Source organism: Streptomyces sp. QH1-20 (assembly GCF_041283565.1).
Classification (GTDB): Bacteria; Actinomycetota; Actinomycetes; order Streptomycetales; family Streptomycetaceae; genus Streptomyces; species Streptomyces syringius.
In genome coordinates, this window is the sequence record NZ_CP166299.1 from 4,357,061 (window position 1) to 4,373,119 (window position 16,059).

20 protein-coding genes are annotated in these 16,059 nt (G+C 70.3%); 1 reads left to right on the forward strand and 19 read right to left on the reverse strand.

The annotated features are described in order from the left end of the window. Positions 1–547 precede the first annotated feature (547 nt). A complete protein-coding gene (locus tag AB8O64_RS19675; protein ID WP_370420314.1) occupies positions 548–781 on the forward strand; it encodes a hypothetical protein in 234 nt (77 codons plus the stop codon). Positions 782–920: 139 nt separating this feature from the next. Here the strand turns inward: AB8O64_RS19675 and AB8O64_RS19680 are convergent, their stop codons facing one another. The 19 genes from AB8O64_RS19680 to AB8O64_RS19770 all read right to left on the reverse strand — a co-directional run bounded on the left by AB8O64_RS19680 (position 921) and on the right by AB8O64_RS19770 (position 15,964). Further along, positions 921–1,184, reverse strand: coding sequence for a hypothetical protein (locus AB8O64_RS19680; protein ID WP_370420316.1), 264 nt, complete (start codon positions 1,182–1,184; stop codon positions 921–923). Then, positions 1,181–1,444, reverse strand: a complete 264-nt coding sequence (locus AB8O64_RS19685) for a hypothetical protein (protein ID WP_370420318.1) — start codon at positions 1,442–1,444, stop codon at positions 1,181–1,183. The genes AB8O64_RS19680 and AB8O64_RS19685 overlap by 4 nt, the downstream gene beginning before the upstream one ends. Positions 1,445–1,466: 22 nt before the next feature. Continuing rightward, positions 1,467–2,333 carry a peptidoglycan-binding protein gene (locus AB8O64_RS19690; protein ID WP_370420320.1) on the reverse strand — a complete coding sequence of 289 codons (867 nt, stop codon included), beginning with the start codon at positions 2,331–2,333 and terminating at the stop codon, positions 1,467–1,469. 127 nt (positions 2,334–2,460) lie between these two features. Then, positions 2,461–3,180, reverse strand: coding sequence for a hypothetical protein (locus tag AB8O64_RS19695; RefSeq protein WP_370420321.1), 720 nt, complete (start codon positions 3,178–3,180; stop codon positions 2,461–2,463). Next, the gene (locus AB8O64_RS19700) at positions 3,181–4,287 is read right to left on the reverse strand and encodes a hypothetical protein (protein WP_370420323.1); all 1,107 of its coding nucleotides are present in this window, start codon (positions 4,285–4,287) and stop codon (positions 3,181–3,183) included. A gap of 19 nt (positions 4,288–4,306) precedes the next feature. Continuing rightward, a complete protein-coding gene (locus AB8O64_RS19705; RefSeq protein WP_370420325.1) occupies positions 4,307–5,293 on the reverse strand; it encodes a hypothetical protein in 987 nt (328 codons plus the stop codon). A gap of 13 nt (positions 5,294–5,306) precedes the next feature. Continuing rightward, positions 5,307–6,206, reverse strand: coding sequence for a hypothetical protein (locus tag AB8O64_RS19710; protein ID WP_370420327.1), 900 nt, complete (start codon positions 6,204–6,206; stop codon positions 5,307–5,309). A gap of 3 nt (positions 6,207–6,209) precedes the next feature. Further along, complete coding sequence (locus AB8O64_RS19715) at positions 6,210–8,519, reverse strand: hypothetical protein (protein WP_370420329.1); 2,310 nt, start codon at positions 8,517–8,519, stop codon at positions 6,210–6,212. Positions 8,520–8,764: 245 nt separating this feature from the next. Continuing rightward, a complete protein-coding gene (locus tag AB8O64_RS19720; RefSeq protein ID WP_370420331.1) occupies positions 8,765–9,235 on the reverse strand; it encodes a hypothetical protein in 471 nt (156 codons plus the stop codon). Beyond that, positions 9,232–9,702 carry a phage tail tube protein gene (locus tag AB8O64_RS19725; protein ID WP_370420333.1) on the reverse strand — a complete coding sequence of 157 codons (471 nt, stop codon included), beginning with the start codon at positions 9,700–9,702 and terminating at the stop codon, positions 9,232–9,234. The genes AB8O64_RS19720 and AB8O64_RS19725 overlap by 4 nt, the downstream gene beginning before the upstream one ends. Positions 9,703–9,714: 12 nt before the next feature. After that, positions 9,715–10,137, reverse strand: coding sequence for a minor capsid protein (locus AB8O64_RS19730; protein WP_370420335.1), 423 nt, complete (start codon positions 10,135–10,137; stop codon positions 9,715–9,717). Beyond that, the gene (locus tag AB8O64_RS19735) at positions 10,130–10,486 is read right to left on the reverse strand and encodes a minor capsid protein (protein ID WP_370420337.1); all 357 of its coding nucleotides are present in this window, start codon (positions 10,484–10,486) and stop codon (positions 10,130–10,132) included. Before AB8O64_RS19735 ends, AB8O64_RS19730 begins: the two co-directional genes overlap by 8 nt. Continuing rightward, entirely contained in the window at positions 10,483–10,800 is a 318-nt protein-coding gene (locus tag AB8O64_RS19740) for a hypothetical protein (protein WP_370420339.1), read from the reverse strand. The genes AB8O64_RS19735 and AB8O64_RS19740 overlap by 4 nt, the downstream gene beginning before the upstream one ends. Continuing rightward, the gene (locus tag AB8O64_RS19745; RefSeq protein ID WP_370420341.1) at positions 10,797–11,192 is read right to left on the reverse strand and encodes a hypothetical protein; all 396 of its coding nucleotides are present in this window, start codon (positions 11,190–11,192) and stop codon (positions 10,797–10,799) included. Before AB8O64_RS19745 ends, AB8O64_RS19740 begins: the two co-directional genes overlap by 4 nt. A 6-nt stretch (positions 11,193–11,198) precedes the next feature. Continuing rightward, the gene (locus AB8O64_RS19750; RefSeq protein ID WP_370420343.1) at positions 11,199–11,432 is read right to left on the reverse strand and encodes a hypothetical protein; all 234 of its coding nucleotides are present in this window, start codon (positions 11,430–11,432) and stop codon (positions 11,199–11,201) included. Between the two features lie 3 nt (positions 11,433–11,435). Then, positions 11,436–12,446: a major capsid protein gene (locus AB8O64_RS19755; protein ID WP_370420345.1), complete on the reverse strand. Its 1,011-nt coding sequence runs from the start codon at positions 12,444–12,446 to the stop codon at positions 11,436–11,438. Between the two features lie 22 nt (positions 12,447–12,468). Next, the gene (locus AB8O64_RS19760) at positions 12,469–13,071 is read right to left on the reverse strand and encodes a hypothetical protein (protein WP_370420347.1); all 603 of its coding nucleotides are present in this window, start codon (positions 13,069–13,071) and stop codon (positions 12,469–12,471) included. A 73-nt stretch (positions 13,072–13,144) separates the two neighbouring features. Next, the gene (locus AB8O64_RS19765) at positions 13,145–13,429 is read right to left on the reverse strand and encodes a hypothetical protein (protein ID WP_370420349.1); all 285 of its coding nucleotides are present in this window, start codon (positions 13,427–13,429) and stop codon (positions 13,145–13,147) included. Positions 13,430–13,438: 9 nt separating this feature from the next. Beyond that, positions 13,439–15,964, reverse strand: a complete 2,526-nt coding sequence (locus AB8O64_RS19770) for a phage minor capsid protein (protein WP_370420351.1) — start codon at positions 15,962–15,964, stop codon at positions 13,439–13,441. Between the last annotated feature and the right edge of the window lie 95 nt (positions 15,965–16,059).

Sequence of the window (16,059 nt, forward strand, 5' to 3'; positions counted from 1 at the left end):
ATCGATTTTCCCGGCGTGAGGTTCCGCTGCTGGTGCCACAGCGAACCGATCGAGGTGGTAGTCGTCCCGCGCGACGCAGTGGTGCAGCTTCCGTCCGGCCGGCACGCTCGCCCCTCCCTAACGGCCACTGTGCGCCATCGCATGCGCCCTCGGTCGTCCTCCCGCACGGGATCGGGCGGCCGAGGGGAGGGGGGAATACATCCCGCGCCGGTGCTGACCTTGTAGGCGTACCCGCCCGGTGACCCCCGCGGACCCCCGTCGACTGTGGCCGACGGGGGTCTCTGCCTGCGCCCAGAACGCCAAAAAGCGCCCCCGTCCCGGCACAAGGCCGGGACGGGGGCGCTTAGGGCGTGTCCGGTGGGTTGGCGACACACTGACCGATACCCGGTCACCAGGGCAGGGGCGTCTCTCGCCTCCGCGCGCCGCCGGACGCTCCCATGCGCCCGGCGGGTGGGCATTCATACGCTGTAAATAACGAGAAACTCGCCGATAGCCGTGTTCTTCGCGCCTGCCGCTGTCCGGCAGGGGCTCTCTGAGGAGGATCCCGATGACCCGCGCCCGCCGTGCCGCCACCACCCTTGCAGCTAGCACCCTCTTGACCCTGGGGGGTGTTGCCCTGTCCACACCAGCCCAGGCGCAAGAAGGAGAAAGCAAGAGCTCCCGCGCAGCAGTCCTCAAGGACATCATCAATGACATCGGCCTCCACGTCGTCACCGAGAAGGGCATCTTCTACATCGAGGACCTCAAGAAGAACGAGCAGATTCCCCCCGCCTCCAACTGAGCGATACGGGCACGGTCCGGCATCACCGGAGGGCCACTGAGATGTCGAACCAGGGTCTGTCCGCCTGGGGAACGCCCACGCCGAAGCGTCAGTAGCCGAGCCGGAGTGGCGCGGACAGAACCTTCGGACACGCCCGAGTTCAGTGGGAAGCTGCCTGCCACAGCGAGAGCAGCAGGCCAGCGACGGCGAGTAAGGCGGCGAGGCTGGGCAGGGGCCACCGGGCGCGCTCGATTCCGTCGAGGCGCGCCTCGTGGTCGGCGAGGCGGGCATCGGTCTGGTCACTGCGCTGGACTAGCAGCGCGAGCGCGCCATCGACTCGGGCGAACCCGACCTCGACGGCGCCGCGAAGCTTCTCCAATTCGAGAATGACCGCGGCCGGATCGTGCGGGGGCGGATCGGTCACACGCCACCCCCGTCGGTGCGGTCGAGGGCGCGCAGCTCGTCGTCGCGGCTCGGCTCGGTGCGCAGCCACGAGGGCATGAGGGCCTGGACGCCGGGCAGGGCCATCACTCGGGCGAGGCCACCGGCGACAGCGAGGGCGCCGGCAACCCACGGCAGGGTAGAGGGGATGCCCGAGGCATCGACGATCGCGGGGAGCAGGAGCGCGAGGGCGACGGCCGTCTGCACGAGGGTGCGGACGGTCCGGCGGGCGGCGTCGGTCATATGGGAAGTCCTTTCGGTGGGGTTAGACCTTGGGGACGCGGAGTGCGTCCCACGTCGTGCGGCCCGGCCAGCCGTCCGCGTCCGAGCCGCTGTAGCCCCGCTTTCGCTGCCAGCGGGCATAGGAACGGAGGTCGGCGGCGGTCCACTGCGGTCCGGGGCCGTCGGCGTAAGCCGAGCACCCCTCGGCGACGAGCCGGCGCCCCATCGCGGTCACGATCGGGGACCGCGGGCGGGACCGGAAGAAGTCGCCGCCTGGGAACGGCTCGTACACCGGGGTCGGCACCGGGCGGGTGGGGGCGCGGCCGAGGCGGCGGTCGATCCGCTCGCGCATCGTCCGCATGCTGAAGCCACGCGGGTCGATCTTGTCGGAAGTCCACTCCTTGTGGCCGATGACGCTCGCGGCCGACCAGCCGTAAGCACGGCAGATCGCGGCAGACGCACGCTCGATCGCGTCGAGCTGCGCCTCAGGCCACGGGTCGTCGCCGTCGCCGAGGTTGATGCACTCGAAGCCGTAGAAGTGCGCGTTGCCGTCGGTGTCGCCCTCGGACGGGGACGGGGTCGGCCGCTCGTCGACAACGGCGGAGAGCACGTCGCCGTCACCGCGGCCGGCGTGGTTGGCTCGGCCGGCCGAGATCAGGTAAACGGTCCCGTCCTTCGCAATCACGCCGTGGCACAGGGGACCGGGGAGCTCGGAGTATCCGTCGTGGCAGAGCTCGACCGAGCTCTCGGTACCGCTCGACACGGTGTGGTGGATGATCACGCCGTTGATCGGGCCCCATCCGCCGTGGCCGGCCCGGTCGTGGTTGCGCCAGTCGCCGTACTCGATCACGGTCACGCCCTCGTCGCGGAGCGCGTCGAGCAGACGGTCGGGGGTCAGGGGAGTTGCCATGGTGTGTGTCTCCAGACATAAGAAACGCCCCGCGCTCTGCGTCGGGGCGGAGGTGATCCGTTGGGTGACACTCGGCCGAGCAGGGGTCGGCGAGCTCGGAGCCGGCAGCAGGAAGGGTGCGGCCGTCCTAGGTGGTGGGGGCGCGCATGCCGTAGAGCATGCGGGGAGAGCAGCCGGCTGGCCTGTTCTCCGTGGTGGTGCGGGCCTGCACCTCGAACCGGGCGACCTCGCCGAACCGCAGGCCGATGGGCGCCCGGAACTCCAGTGCCGCGCCGGCTTTCGACTCGGGGCCGACTTGGCCACCGTTGACCAGGAGCCGTATCTGCGTGGTGCCGGTGGCAGCGACGACGTAGGCGTACAGGCCGGGGTGCTGCACGTGGCCATGCCCGCGGTAGAGAGTGGTCCATGACGTAGAGACCGTGGATGCCCACGCGAGCGTGTCCTCGGGGGTGGGCATGGGGTACGGAATGTAGGGACGGGCGAGCCCGCCGAGCGCGTCCTCGGCAAGAAGGCTGTTCTCTTCGCGGTCCCACATCTCGATGGACTGCCGGGGCTGTACGTCAGGCCTCGGCGCCCATACGGCCATGGCGACCGACCCGTCGTCGCGACTGAGGGTCAGGCCCATTTGAGCCGTGCCGTCGGGGCGAGGCCGTCCCATGTCGCCGGCGTAGAAGGTCGTGGCACCGCCGGGGGCAGAGACGCGGAGGCTTCCGCCCTCGCCGATGCTGACCTGTCCGCGGGTGATCTGAGTCAGCGCGGGGCGGATCTGTGAGCGGCCGGCGAGCTCGCGCACCTGCCGCTCCAGCTCGCGGATACGGTCGAGTAGATCGAGGGGAATCGCAGCCATTCAGACAGCCTCCAGATACAGGCGGGCAGTCTCGGCGCGCCCGCGTTCCGGTGGGGATAGGGACAGACCGACGATGCGGTACCGCTGGTCAAGCCCCGTCGGCCACCACAGATCGCGGATGCGCAGCCGGATAGCAGAGCCCAGCAGGGCGGGAGTGATCCCCTCGGTGACGCGCACGGTGATCTCGGGGATGGTGACGGGTGCGCGGGCGCGGGTGTAATCGGCGCGGGCGTGCGCGTCGAGGGTGGCCTGTTCGACGACTGTCGAGTAGTCGGAGGATCCGTCGAGCCTCGGCGATCCCGCGGCAATCGCCGCGTCGTCGACGAGCAGCTCGGACATGAGCGGATGTGAGTCCGCGGTCTGATTCGAGTTCGTGCTCGCGCCCCTGCTCTGCCACGCGGTGGCCTGCACGGTGGCGTCGATCGGCCATCCGTAGGCGAGGACCGGCCCCGGGTGGTCGAGGACGATGTCGGACACGCCGGAGTGGATGACCGGGGCGCCGAGCTGGAGCCGTTTGACGCGCCGACCAGACTCGGGGTCGCGATAGCTCATGATGCGCCACTCAAACCCCCTGTCGGTCGCGGCGAGTTGAGTGATCAGGTCTCGGATGCGGGGGAGGTCATAGCGCAGGTATGTTCGGTCGCGCACGACCCCCGAGGTCTCGGTGCCGTACTCGATGCCGATGTCCCCGCCGGGGGTGCGCTGGCAGTAGTCCAGCAGGCCCCGCACGATGTCGAACTGATCGGCACCACCCGTCGGGGTCTTGTGGGTGTCGTAAGCGATCCGATGGTCGAGGTAGGTATCCCAGCCCCCGGCTTGAATGGCGACCGACAGGTATCCGCGGTCGCTGCTCGCGACGCGCGCCGTCCACACGATCCCGCCCCACCAGATCTCGCGCCCCCGCTCGACCCACACGGCGGTACGTCCGGGTTGTACTGCGCTGCGGACGCGGGCGGCGAGGGCCGCATTCGGTATCGGAATGGTGCCGGACATGGCTCCCGATCGGCCGATCCAGTCGTCGAGGGCCACGCCCTGAACGGGCAGGACGTCGAGCAGTTGGTCGGTTCGCAGGTCGCACAGCAGGACTCTGTAGCCAGGATCATTCACGCGGTCCCCTTCCCGGGGGTCAGCTGTCGAGCGGGTACGTGAGCCCGGTGAAGGAGAGCCAGGTGCGCACACCGGTCAGCGGGACGAGCCGCACTAGTCCACCGCGCTGGAAATCCACGCTGATCGGGGTGCCGCCGGCTGCGGCGACGAGCGAGGTGTGCCGCACGGGCCGGCATTCCGCGGGCAGTGTTCCGGTGAAGGGGTAGGAGTCATTGGGCGGCGCTGCGGCCGTCCAGCCGACGCCGCCTCGCCACTGCATGTGCGGCACGCCCCCGATCATGAGGCGGCGCCACCTCACAGGCCCCTGTGCGTTGCCGTCGTTGCTGTATCCGGGGGCGAGGGTGACCGGCGTCCAGCCGATGACGGGATCGAGCGGCTGCCACGTGGCAGCCGTAGCGCTCCACCGTTCGAGGCCGGTACCTGAGTCGCGGTACTGGCCGTCATAGCTGCCGGTGAACCCCAGCCCGTACCCACGGGGGATGATCCCGCCGTACGAGGCCGTGTACCTGCGCCTATCGGCCAGAGCACTTGTCCACGCGATACCGCCGGTGCCGGCCGAGGTGCCGGCGGGGACGGTGATGTCCCATAGGCGTAGGGCGGCGCCGGGGATCGGCGGTGCGGCTGGTGTCGGGGCGGGGGTGCCTTGGACGATTTCCACGCGGGCGAGGGCGCTTGGGGAGGCGTCGTATCCGGGGTCGGAGATGCGTAGGGCCACGGAGTCGATCCGGGGGTGCTGGGCGTCGCCGTCGCTGATAGTGAGCGTCTCGGGGGCGGTGATCGCTGCGGGGTAGGCGCCTTGGGTGGCGGTGCCCTGCACGATGGCGCGACCGATGCCGATCTGTACCTGCATCGCAGAGATTCCCGATGCGGCGAACGGCTGAGCGCCGGCGATCACGCCGTCGCGGCTCGACAGCTCTCCAGAGGGTGCCATCACGCCGAGCGGGGCGAGGCGGGTATCTTCGCGGGTCTGCCCGATGGGGAGTAGCCACGCGGAACGGACGGTCATGAGGCCTGTCCTCCTACCAGTACGCCGAGCGGTACCGCAGAGTCACGGACGCCCGGGGATCGGATGAGCCCGGAGCGGCGCGGTACGCCAGCGAAGTGACGCCAGGGGCGAGGGTGAACGCCTGCTCGGGGATGCTGCGGTTGGTGGCGGTATAGAGCCGCGAGGCGTGGCCGTTGAGCGTCACGGTTCCGGCGCCGGTATCGACGAGCAGCACGTCGTCGGGAGTGAGAGTGATGTCGTACTCGATGGCGTCGCCCGTGCTGACGTTGGTGAGACTGGGTCGTTCGACCGGTCCACGGAACTCAATCGTGGGGGCGGTGGGGGCATCGCCTTCGTTGGTCATGGTCACCCCGCCCGTGCTGCCCGGAGCGCCGAAATCCAGCGGCCACGACAGACCCTCGGGAGCGAGGTGCCAGTCGAGGCCGGGCTCGGGCTGAGGCAGCCGGGCCCCGACCTGAAGCTCGGCGAGCCCGTACCGCCGTGGGTCGGATGCCTCCCACTGAATCGCTGCGCCGAGCACGGTACCGAGCGCGTAGCCCTTGCCGACGGGCACCGAGCGGCGCAGCACTCGCGCGCGCACGAGCAGTGGTCCGCGCTCGTCGAGCCACACCACGAGCGGCAGCTCAGGTCCGCCGAGCGCCGTCGCTGCGTTCAGCGCCCGGACCGCAGCGCCGATCGTGCCCTGGGGAGCGCGCACAATCACGTCGTCGAGACCGATCGTGCGCGCCTGCGCGAGCAACTGCCCGGGAAACGAACCGTGGGCGTCGCTGCGGGTGACGCTGCCGGAGTCCAGCGCCGGGAGATCCTCCCAACCGGTGAGGGCACGCCACCGATAGGGGGTGCCGGGCCCGAGCAGCAGCTCGTCGCCGAACTGCACGTGCCCGGGGGCGGTGACCTTGTCTCCTGCTGCCAAGGGTCACCCCCTCTGCTTCATGTGCCATGCGAGAGCGACGGCGGTCTGCTCGGGCGACTGCTCGCCGCCGTGCCAGTGCTCGATATGCACGGCCGGACCGGCCGCCGCGCCTACGCCGAAGGGTGCCGCCCCGCCGTAGGCGCCGGCCGCACCGAGCTGGGGCATGGCCGGTGGGGTGGGCGGGGTGACGAGGTCGCGCATGGTGCGATCGACGGCGCCCTGTCCGGACTCGATCCCGCGCACCAGGCCGGCGGGAATCCACCGGCCGACATCCCGGGCCATGACGCGGGATGGGCTCGCGATGCCCAAGGCTCTGGCGATGGGGCCCGGGATGAGATCACGTGCCCAGCTCGACAGGGTCGAGCGCAGCCAAGAGCCCATCCCCTGGATGCCGCGCCACAGCCCGCGCACGACATCGCGCCCCTTGTCGACCAGGAGCGAGCCGAGATCACCGACGGCGCCGGAGAGCCGGCCCGGCAGGCTGCGCATCCAGTCGACCGCAGCGAGCGCGGTCTCGACCTGCCCGTCGCGGAAGCGGCGGAAGCCGCTCACGGCGGAGTTCCACAGGCGCGAGCCGAGGGTCGACAGAGCGGCGACCGTACGGCCTGGTAGCCCAGAAACCCACGTCATCGCCGCGTCGCCGGTCTCGCGCACCCCCTGCCACGCGGCCACAAAGGCGGCCTGGATCTCGTCCCAGTACTTGACGATCAGCCCGACCGCGATTCCGATCGGGCCCGTCAAGATCGCCAGAAGCATTGGCCAGTTGGCGCCGAGCCACCCGATTACCGCGCCTGCGCCGGAGACGATCCCGTCGTAGGCGCCCTTGATCCACTGCCACGCGGTCGAGGCTGCGGCCTGGATGCCGGCCCACGCCCCTTGGACGATCTGCCGGAAGGTCTCTGACTTCTGGTAGGCGAGGACGAGACCGACGGCCAGGAGCGCGAGCAAACCGACCACCAGAACGATCGGATTTGCTGCCATGACGGCGTTGAACGCGGCTTGGGCGGTTGCCCACGCACGGGTGGCGGTGGACACGATCGCCTGCCCCAACGCGTATGCCTTCAGGCCGACGCCTACGGTCGTCAACACCGTTGCCAGGATCGTCAACACGGGAATCGGGATGGCCGAGACGAGCTCGGCGAACGCGTTGATCAGGAGTGCGGTCGTGCCCAGCAGCGGAGCAAGGGCAACGATCAACTTCAGGACCGCCGCGCCGAGGTTGCCGAGCGTGGTCGCGCCAGTGCGCGCGAAGTCGAGGAAGCGCTCGAAACCCGCCGAGCCCTTCAGGCCCTGCCCAAAGGCTGCGAACTTCGCTGTCAGGTCGGCGAGGCCACCCGACATGCCCGCCGACATGGGCATGAAGGCGGCGAGAATGCCCGCGATCCCGACGACAATGTTCTTCACCGCAGAAAGGAATCCGGACAGGGCAGGCCCGGAAGCCTCACCCATGTCTGCCGCGAACCGCTTGAACGGAGCGGACTCGACACCCGCGCGCACCTCGTCGAGGAACCCACTGAACGCGGTCGCCGCGCCCTTGACGAATGGAGTCAAGGCCGGAAGCAGGTCGCGCAACAGCTCAATGCCCTTGGTGAAAACCGGCATTGTGGTCGAGGACAGACTGTCGGACCAGTCCTTGACGTCCTCTTTCAGGCCGATGAAGCTTTTGGCCGTCGCCCTGGTCGCGGGCGGCATATCGGCGAGCGCGGCCGCATACGCCTGCTGCGCCTCGGCCGCCTTCTCGCCGCCCTCGGACGCGGCATCCTGTGCAGCGGTGTACAGGTCGTACGCGCTCGTGACCGATTCGAGCTGAGGTTTCGCTGCGGCTGAGAAAGCTTTCACGCCGGCGCCAGCCGCCGCGCCAGCCGCGGCCAGACCGCCGACGGCCACGCCGACCGCAGCGACCGCCGGGGCTCCGGCGCCGAGCCCTACGAGGGCTTTGGCGAGACCAGTGAACTTGCCCCCGGCGCGCTCCGCGCCGTCGGCGACCTCGTCCCGCAGAGTGGCGCCGACCCCGCCGACTCCGCCCTCGGCCCGGTTGGCGCTGTCGCCGACCTCGTCGAGCGCGCCGGCGACCCCATCTAGGCTGCCCTCGGCCCTGCTGGCACCCGCTGCAACCCCATCGCCGATGCCGTCCCCGAGGGCGGCACCGATCTGCGCGGCCTCGGCTACGAACCGGCCGCGCAGGTCCCTCAGGCGCCCGTCGGCCCCGCGCTGAAGACTGGCGAGAGCGGCTTCGGTACCAGCGACACCCTGCTGAGCACCGGAGTCGTCGAGGTCGATAAAACCGGTGAGTTCGCCGATGGTGAGGGCCAAAACCTCACCCCCTCGGCTGCGCTATTCAGTTATTCAGTGATCCATAGGCGCTCCCGTAAGGGCGGCGATCTCTGCTGGGTCGGTCACGGTGCGGGGGGTGCGCTGCCACAGGCGTGCGAATCGCGATTCGGGAGACAGCCCCCCGAGAAGCACGAGGAAGCGGCGCGTAGAGAGCCGGGCGAGGGCTACGTCGTCGAGGTGGTACTCGCGGCCGAGGTCTGCCTCGACGGCCGACCAGTGGCGGATTACCGCGCCCCAGAGGTCGGCTGCGTCGGCCGCTTCCGCCCCCGGTTCTTCACCGTCGCCCGGCGCTCCGCCCGGTTCGGTGCTTTTCCCTCCGACGCGTTCTCGCGCTCGTCATACAGGCGAGCCGCCTCGCCCATGGAGATTGACCCGGGGGCCCGGCAGTTGGCGGTAGCCCAGACCAGGACGATGCCGAGTTGCCGGTCTTCCATCCCGTGATCAGCCCACGTATCGAGCGCATCGGGTCCGAAGAGCGAGGCAAGCAGGCGACGGATGTCATCCGGGTCGGTCGAGTCCTTAAGCCGCTCCATTTGCAGGGTCACCAGTAGGGGGAGCGAAGCGGGCAACACGTACTCACGCCCGTACAGGCGCAGCACCGCGCCGGTATTCCTCGCGGCCTGCTCGGCGAAAAATGCATCGAAGTCGGCGACCTCGTGCTGCTCGCCCGGGGCGGAAGGGGTGGGGCGGTTCATGTAGTGGTGCCTCCGGTCACGGGAGCAGTGCTGGGCTTACCGCACCGGGTGAACTTTGCGCCCCAGCTCGTCTTCTCGGCGTGCCCGCCGGACTGCTCACCGGGCGTCACGGTGGCATCCCACAGGACCCAGACCTTCTGTGTGGTGTGGCGCCACCGAACGCGGTTGCGGGAGTCGGCGCCGAGCCGGTGCGCCCATTCGTTGTCGATGTACGCCTGCCCGGGGTCCGGCGTGCCGGCGGTCACCTGCGAGTACAGGCCCTCGACCTCGATCGTCGCCCCCCGCTGCATGATGTCCTGCTCGTAGTAGCCGACGCTGTCGTTGGTGGTGGTGTCCGCCGTCTCCTCGTTCTCGGACTCGTTCCGGCTCCAACTGTTCAGGTTGCCAATGCGCAGCCATGTCTCGGTGGCGGCGACCTCGTCGCGGACCTCGAAAATCCAGCCCCTTGCATCGATCGGGCGACCCAAGGCGGTACCTCCTTACTCGGTGCGGTGGGTAGTGGGATGGGCGACGTCGAGCGCGAGGTTCACGACGTGCTCGTGCCGTCCGCTGCTGTCGGTGCCCATGGGGGCGGGTGTGCTGCGGGCGGCGGCGAGGATGAGCCACGTGCCATCGGGAAGGGCCATTCCGGCGAGCCCGTGCAGCGCGCCGTAGATCGCCTCACAGCGGCGGCGCGAGGGGCGCGGGTCGGCGGTGCCGCGCACCCGCACTTGCAGCGCGCGCACGTCGTAGGCGTTGCGGGCGTCGGGCGGGCCGGCGTCGTAGAGCGACAGGCACACCGCCTCATCCGGCACGGGCGGCATCGTCTCGACGAAGGTGTCGCCGCTCGTCCCGGTCGGGTCATAGGTGAGCAGGCCGAGGCCGTGCAGGTGGCGAGCCATGCCGTCGAGCAGGTCAGCCACGCAGGGACCGCCGAAGCTGCGCAGCGATCAGTTCGGCGACTGTCTGAGCCTCGCTGCCCATCGGGCGTTCGAGGTACTTCGCCGACCGGCCGGGGGAATGCCGCTGGTTGAGCTGCTCGTGCTGTCGGGCCGCGTATGGGGTGTCGTAGGCGACGGCGGCCGTCAGCGTGCCCTCGTCGACCGTTGCGGTCCCCGAACGTTCGAGCCTACCCTCTTCGAGAGGGACGATCTTCCGGGACTCGGCGAGGATGTGCTCGGCCGCGAGCCGCAGCCCGCGGACCGCGCCCGCACGTGTGCCGCGCATGGCCTGGTCGCCGTTCAGGCGCAGCCGTGAGCGCTGAGGACTCATTCGCACATCACCTCCGTACAGGCCGGGACCGGCAGGCCCGGGGCGGTGTGGCGCGCGGTGCTGATCGTGGTGGTCGTGCGCCCACTGGGCAGCACCACGCGGGAGCCGGGCGGGCAGTCCAGCTCCGGGGCGGCGATGATCTGCGCCGTGCTGGTGACCTCGCGCCCGTCCTTGTCCCGCACCTGCCGGACTGACTCGGCGACCAGGGCGCGCACTCCGACGACTGCGTCGCCGTAGGCAGGCCCGTAGGCGGAGTCGCCGCGATAGGGGGTGATCGTCACGTGGTGGCGCAGGAGGAAAGCGGGCAGGCTCACCACTCGATCACCCGCCCCGGGGTAAGACCGACGCGTCGCAGCGCGCGGTCGGCGCGTGGGGCGAGCTCGACGCCGGTCGCGGCCGGCGGCGCGCTGCTGCGCCCCGACAAGGACACAGGCCCGATCGAGACGGAGTCCCACCGGCCCGAGGCCCCGGTGCCGTCGTCGCCCGTGGCGAGCCAGAACTCGGTTTGAGCGCAGGTGGCATCCGCGAGAGCGGCGGCGATGCGCGGGTCGGTGGGGTCGCCCTGCTCGTCGACCGGATAGAGCGAGGTGAGCAGAGCTGAGTCGATGTCCTCCGACGCGCGGGCGAGCAGCCTCTCGGCACCGGGCGGGGCGGGGGCACCGGTCCATGCGGCGAGCTGCTCAGCACTTGCGTAGACACGGCGCACGGAGCCTCACTCCTTCCTCGCGCGGGAACGCCTCTGACCTGCGGTTTTATCCCCTGGGGCGTTCTGCAGGCTGGTCGGCGAGAGGTCGTCGAGAGGGGCCACGGTGTAGCCGTGGCGGCGGAAGTACAGCAGGGCGCCCGGGGCGGGGTCCTCGGCGGTGGCCCGACCCGCAGTGAAGCGGACGCCGGCGATCTCCTCGTCGTATCCGCCACCGGGCGCGGTGATCTCGTACCGAGCCATCAGTCACTGCACCTTGATGTTCCGCAGGACGGCCCCGGCTTTCGTGGCCTTGAGCGCGACGGCCACGGGCCCGAGCTCGACCTCGCCCGTCTTGACCGCGCCGGCGGTGGTGAAATCCGGCAGCCACTGCCGGACCAGCGCACCGCCCACGGTCGAGACACCGTGGAATGCGTCGAGGCCCAGCCGCACGGCGTACAGGTCTGACAGGCCCGTGATCGGCCCGCCCGCTCCCGCGCCGTCGACGTCACGGGACTCGACCGGGATCACCGGGGTGGTGCTGCCCGCCTTCTCCCCGAGGTCCACCAGCGCGATGCCGTTGTAGGTCTCGACCTGCTGCCCGAACCCGTTGGTCGTGCGGTCGTAGTAACCGGCCCGCCGCGCGAGCGACCGCACACGGGCAATGGTGCGCTTGTTGCCGAGCAGCGCCGAGGGGGTGCCGTCGAGCAGCGACAGGAACTCGTCGAGCGTGTCGAGCGCGTCATTGGCCTTGGCCCGGTTGTCCGCGATGGCGGCGCCCGTCCAGTCCAGCGAGGTGCCCGCGCCCATCTCCGTCGTGGAGCCGGCGAGGGCCTTGTCGAGGCCGTCGAATCCGGCCTCGGCGCCGGGGGTGGTTACGCGCTTGCCGTTGATGACCTGATCGGAGAAGAACGCGTTCGCGGACTTGATCGTCTGGTTCATCTGGAACGTGACTTCGTTGGTTGCGGCCGGGCCCAGGTTGGACAGCACGCGGTCGATCTCGAAAGCCCCGCCGAGCGGGGAAAGATCGACGCTGAAGCGGGAACGTTTCGCCTGCGCCTTGGGGTACTCGGTGTTCAACGGCCGGAACTGTGCGGGCCGTTCAGTGATCAGCCGTGTGTATCCGTAGCTGAGGGTCGCGCCCCCGCCCGCGGGCGAGACGACGTCGTCGAAGACCATGTTGTCGAGCAGCCACGAGGACTTGCGGAATTCGTCGATCACCTGAACGTCGACGTCGTCCTGCGTGTTCAGGCGTGCGTCGGCGAGAGTGATAGCCATAGGCGGGATCTCCTGTCAGGGGTCAGCCGCCGAGGCGGGCGGCGATAGCGTCGTGCAGATTGGCTGGGCGGCGGTCGCCGGCCGGGGCGCCGTTGAACTCCGCGCCCGCGCGCGGGGGCGCGTCCGGGCCCGCCCGGTACAGGTCCGGGTCGGCATCGACCGCGGCCGTGATGGCGGACTTCAGAGACTCAGCGAACGCGGCGTCGCCGGGATCGAGGGCGGCGACGGCGGCGAGGAACGAGCGGCTGTTCAGCAGCCGGTCGGCCCGCGCGCCCTGCTCGCCGGCGGCCTTGTACGCGGCGAGCTCCACCTGCGCAGTGCGCAGTTCGGCGGCCACCTGATCGAGCTGCTTGTCGCGATCAGCAACTGCGGCGGCAAGCTTGGCCGGGTCCTGCTCGCCGTCCGCACCGTCGGGGTTGAGCGCCTTGTTCACCGCGTCGAGGGCGGCCTGCAACTGGTCCCGCTGCTGAGAAGCATCGGTGGCACGCTGCTCGGCGTCGGCGAGCAACTGCTCGGCCGCCGGGTCCGGGGCCGGTGGAGTGCCGCCGGGATTGCCGTCGCCTGCTGGCGCGGGCGGCGGGGCGTGCGTCGGGGTGGGTGTGGAGTCGCCTTGGGATTCGGGCATGACGATGCGCTCCTCTGGTGCGTTCGGGCATGAAAAAAGGCCCGCCGGGCGGGCTCTGATGAGGAGAAGGGGATTAGTAGACGAGGCCGGGGGAGCCGGGAGGCTCCGGCACCGGGCCGGGACCAGAGGGGGGAGTACCGGAGACCTCGGGGGCCGGGATGGCGCCCATGCCGATCAGGTACAGGCAGAACGGGTCATCGGCGCCGGTGGGGGTGTAGTGCGGGCCGGTGGGGGTCATGGGCTGCGGGTGGCCTGCCTGGTCGAGGACGATCAAGCGCGTTTCCGGGTCCGCGGTCCATCCGCTGCCGGTGTGCTCCAACCAGCGGGACGCGTCCAGCCGGGACGTGATGCGCCACATGGTCACCCCCTAGAGCAGGGCCAGCACTGCCAAGGTGAATTCTGTCAGCCCGACGTCGCCGAACGCCCGAGTGGACCGGCCGAAGAGGTCTTGCAGCCCGACTTGGAACGCTTCGGAACTCATGCTCGCGGGGTCGTCCGGTGCCCACTGCTCGTAGGTCTTGCCGGTGTAGGCGTCCCGCCAGTCGTCCGGGTAAGCCACCTCGTGGGCCGCGTAAGCGCTGTTGGGGTACAGGTCCAACAGGCGGCGAGGCTCTTCGAGGCCGCCGAAACCAGTGGAGCGCCTGCGCACGTAGGTGTACTCCAGCTCGCGCAGCCCGGGAACGTATTGCTCCATGCGGTGGCCCATTTCGTGGGTCGCCACCTCGGCCGCGTGCGAGGTGAAGGCGCCCCGATAGTTGCCGGGACCCACCTCGTCGAGCGCATACAGGTCTACGTCGCGGGCGTTGCCGGCGCGGTAGAAGGCGCGCGCGGAGCCGACGACGTGCAGCGGCCTGCCCGCTGCGCTGACCCGCTCGTGCCACGCTTCCGGGAAGTGGCGCAGTGCCTCGTCGAGCATCTGCCGCCACTGCGCCGGCGGCGCAGTGAGCTCGTTCCCGGGGACCGTGTGGTTCGCCGGGTCGTCGAGAACGGCGTCGACCGTGCCGTTCATCGGTCGCACTTCTGCCAGCAGGGCATGGGCGACGTCGGCCTCGCGCCGCACCCGGTCACGGTAGACCTGCCATGCCCGGTCGACCTCGGCGGGCGAGGGGTTGTCCTTGCCCTTCAGCTCTGCGGCGAGCCTGGTCTGTTCCTCGCGCAGCCGGACGACCTCGGGGTCGTTGTCGAGAGCGCGCTGCATGTCCTCGTGCAGCGCCCGCCCCGCCCGCAGCACCGCGGTGAGGTGCCGCTCGTACTGCTCGGGCGGGAGCAACGCACCCCGCTCGTCTCTGCGGTAGGTGAACCGCCGGTTCTCGGGCTCGATCTGAGCCAAGAGCGGGCGCTGCCGTTCCAGCTCGTCCGGAGGAAGAGCGGCCTGCCGCTCCCTTGCGGCGAGGCCGTACTCGTGCATGAGGATGTCGGAGTCGATCTCACGGGTGCGCTCGGCGAGAATCTCCGGCCGCCGGGAACGCCGAATGCGTTTGGCCTTGAACTCCGCCTCGGTCGCCTCGACGATCTGCTGCCGCTGCTCGCGCATCTCGGCAAGCCGGGCTTTCTTGTCGAGCACGTGCGCGTCGATACGGCGCATGGCGGGCCGGACGACCTCGCTACGAGCGTCCGTCCAGCCTTCCCGGCCGGCAGGCAACTGGGCGCGGACCTCGTCGAGGACGGCGCGCGTCTGCGCGGACACCTCGGCACGAGCGGGAGCCGGACCGGCTGGCGTGACCGGGGCCGGGGGTTGCGGCGTCTTCTTCTTCGGTGGCGGTTGCTCCCCGGGGGGCGGGGTGACCTGCATGAGCTGCTCACGGTGACGTTGCCGGATGAGCCCGGTTGCGTCGACGTGGTCACGGATTGCGGCCTGCCACGCACGGACCTTGGCGCGCGCTGCCTTGCGAGCCCCCTCGTCCAGTCCTGCGGCTTCCCGGCGCTTCCACTTGCGTACCTGCCGTTCGAGGTGGCGCAGGTGCTGACGGTGGGCGTCGCCGACAGGGTCCTCGGTATCGGTCGGCAGCACCGTGACACCCGGCAGGTAAGCACTCAGGGAATGGCGGCAGTTGGGATGCATAAACCCCACCGCCCGCGCCTCGTCCAGCGTCGCGGCAACCTGCACGGTCACCATCTGCCCGTCGATCGTGGCGTGCTCGACCTCGACCGGCCCCGCCCCGACCGCGTTGTCGAGGGACAGAACCTTGCCTTCCCACGGGCGGCACAGGCGGCATTCCTGCGGGGCGTCGGAGACCATGACGAGGTCGAGGCCGGCCGCGCGCAGGCTGTCGGTGTGCCCCTGCACTGCGGCACGTCCCACGGCCGACCGCACGGCCATCTCGACGTAGCTCGACAGCTGCCACGATCGGCCGCCTTTGTCGACAAACCCGGTAATGCCGCGGTTGGCGAGCCGGTCGAAAGCGGCCTGCGCGGTGGCGCGCCGGTCCTCGACCCCTGCCAGTGCCCGGCCGGAAACTGTGGCGATCACCGCGCGGAACATGTCCGTGACCTGCCGCAGGATGCCCAGATGGGCGGCGCGGGTGTCGTCGACGACGGCGAGCGCCAGACGGTCGAGGGCGGCGGCGTTGGGCAGGTGCTCGCGCACGTAGGCGTCGCTGCCGATCGTGAGCGCGCCGACCTCGTCCACCGCGGCACGCTGCCCGAGCGCGTAGGCGTCGGCGACCGACTGACGGATACCGGGCACCGCCCGCTCGTCGAGGCGGTCGAGGATGCGCCGCGCCCCGGTGACCAAATCACGCACGGCGGCGAGCTTCTGCTCGACCCAGTTCGGAGCCTGCATATCGGCGGCAAGCTCACGGCCTGTCCGCTCGATCAGCGCGTACTCGGTCTCCTGGTAGAGCACCGAGACGGCACGCACGAACTGCTCGGCCATGTCCGGGGAGATAGGCACTGAACACCTCCCCTTGTGCGAAGTTCGAGCAGGACTGACGGACGCCGGGCCTGGCGTCGCGATGCCGCCCTCCCCGGCAAGGCCGGCGTGAGCAG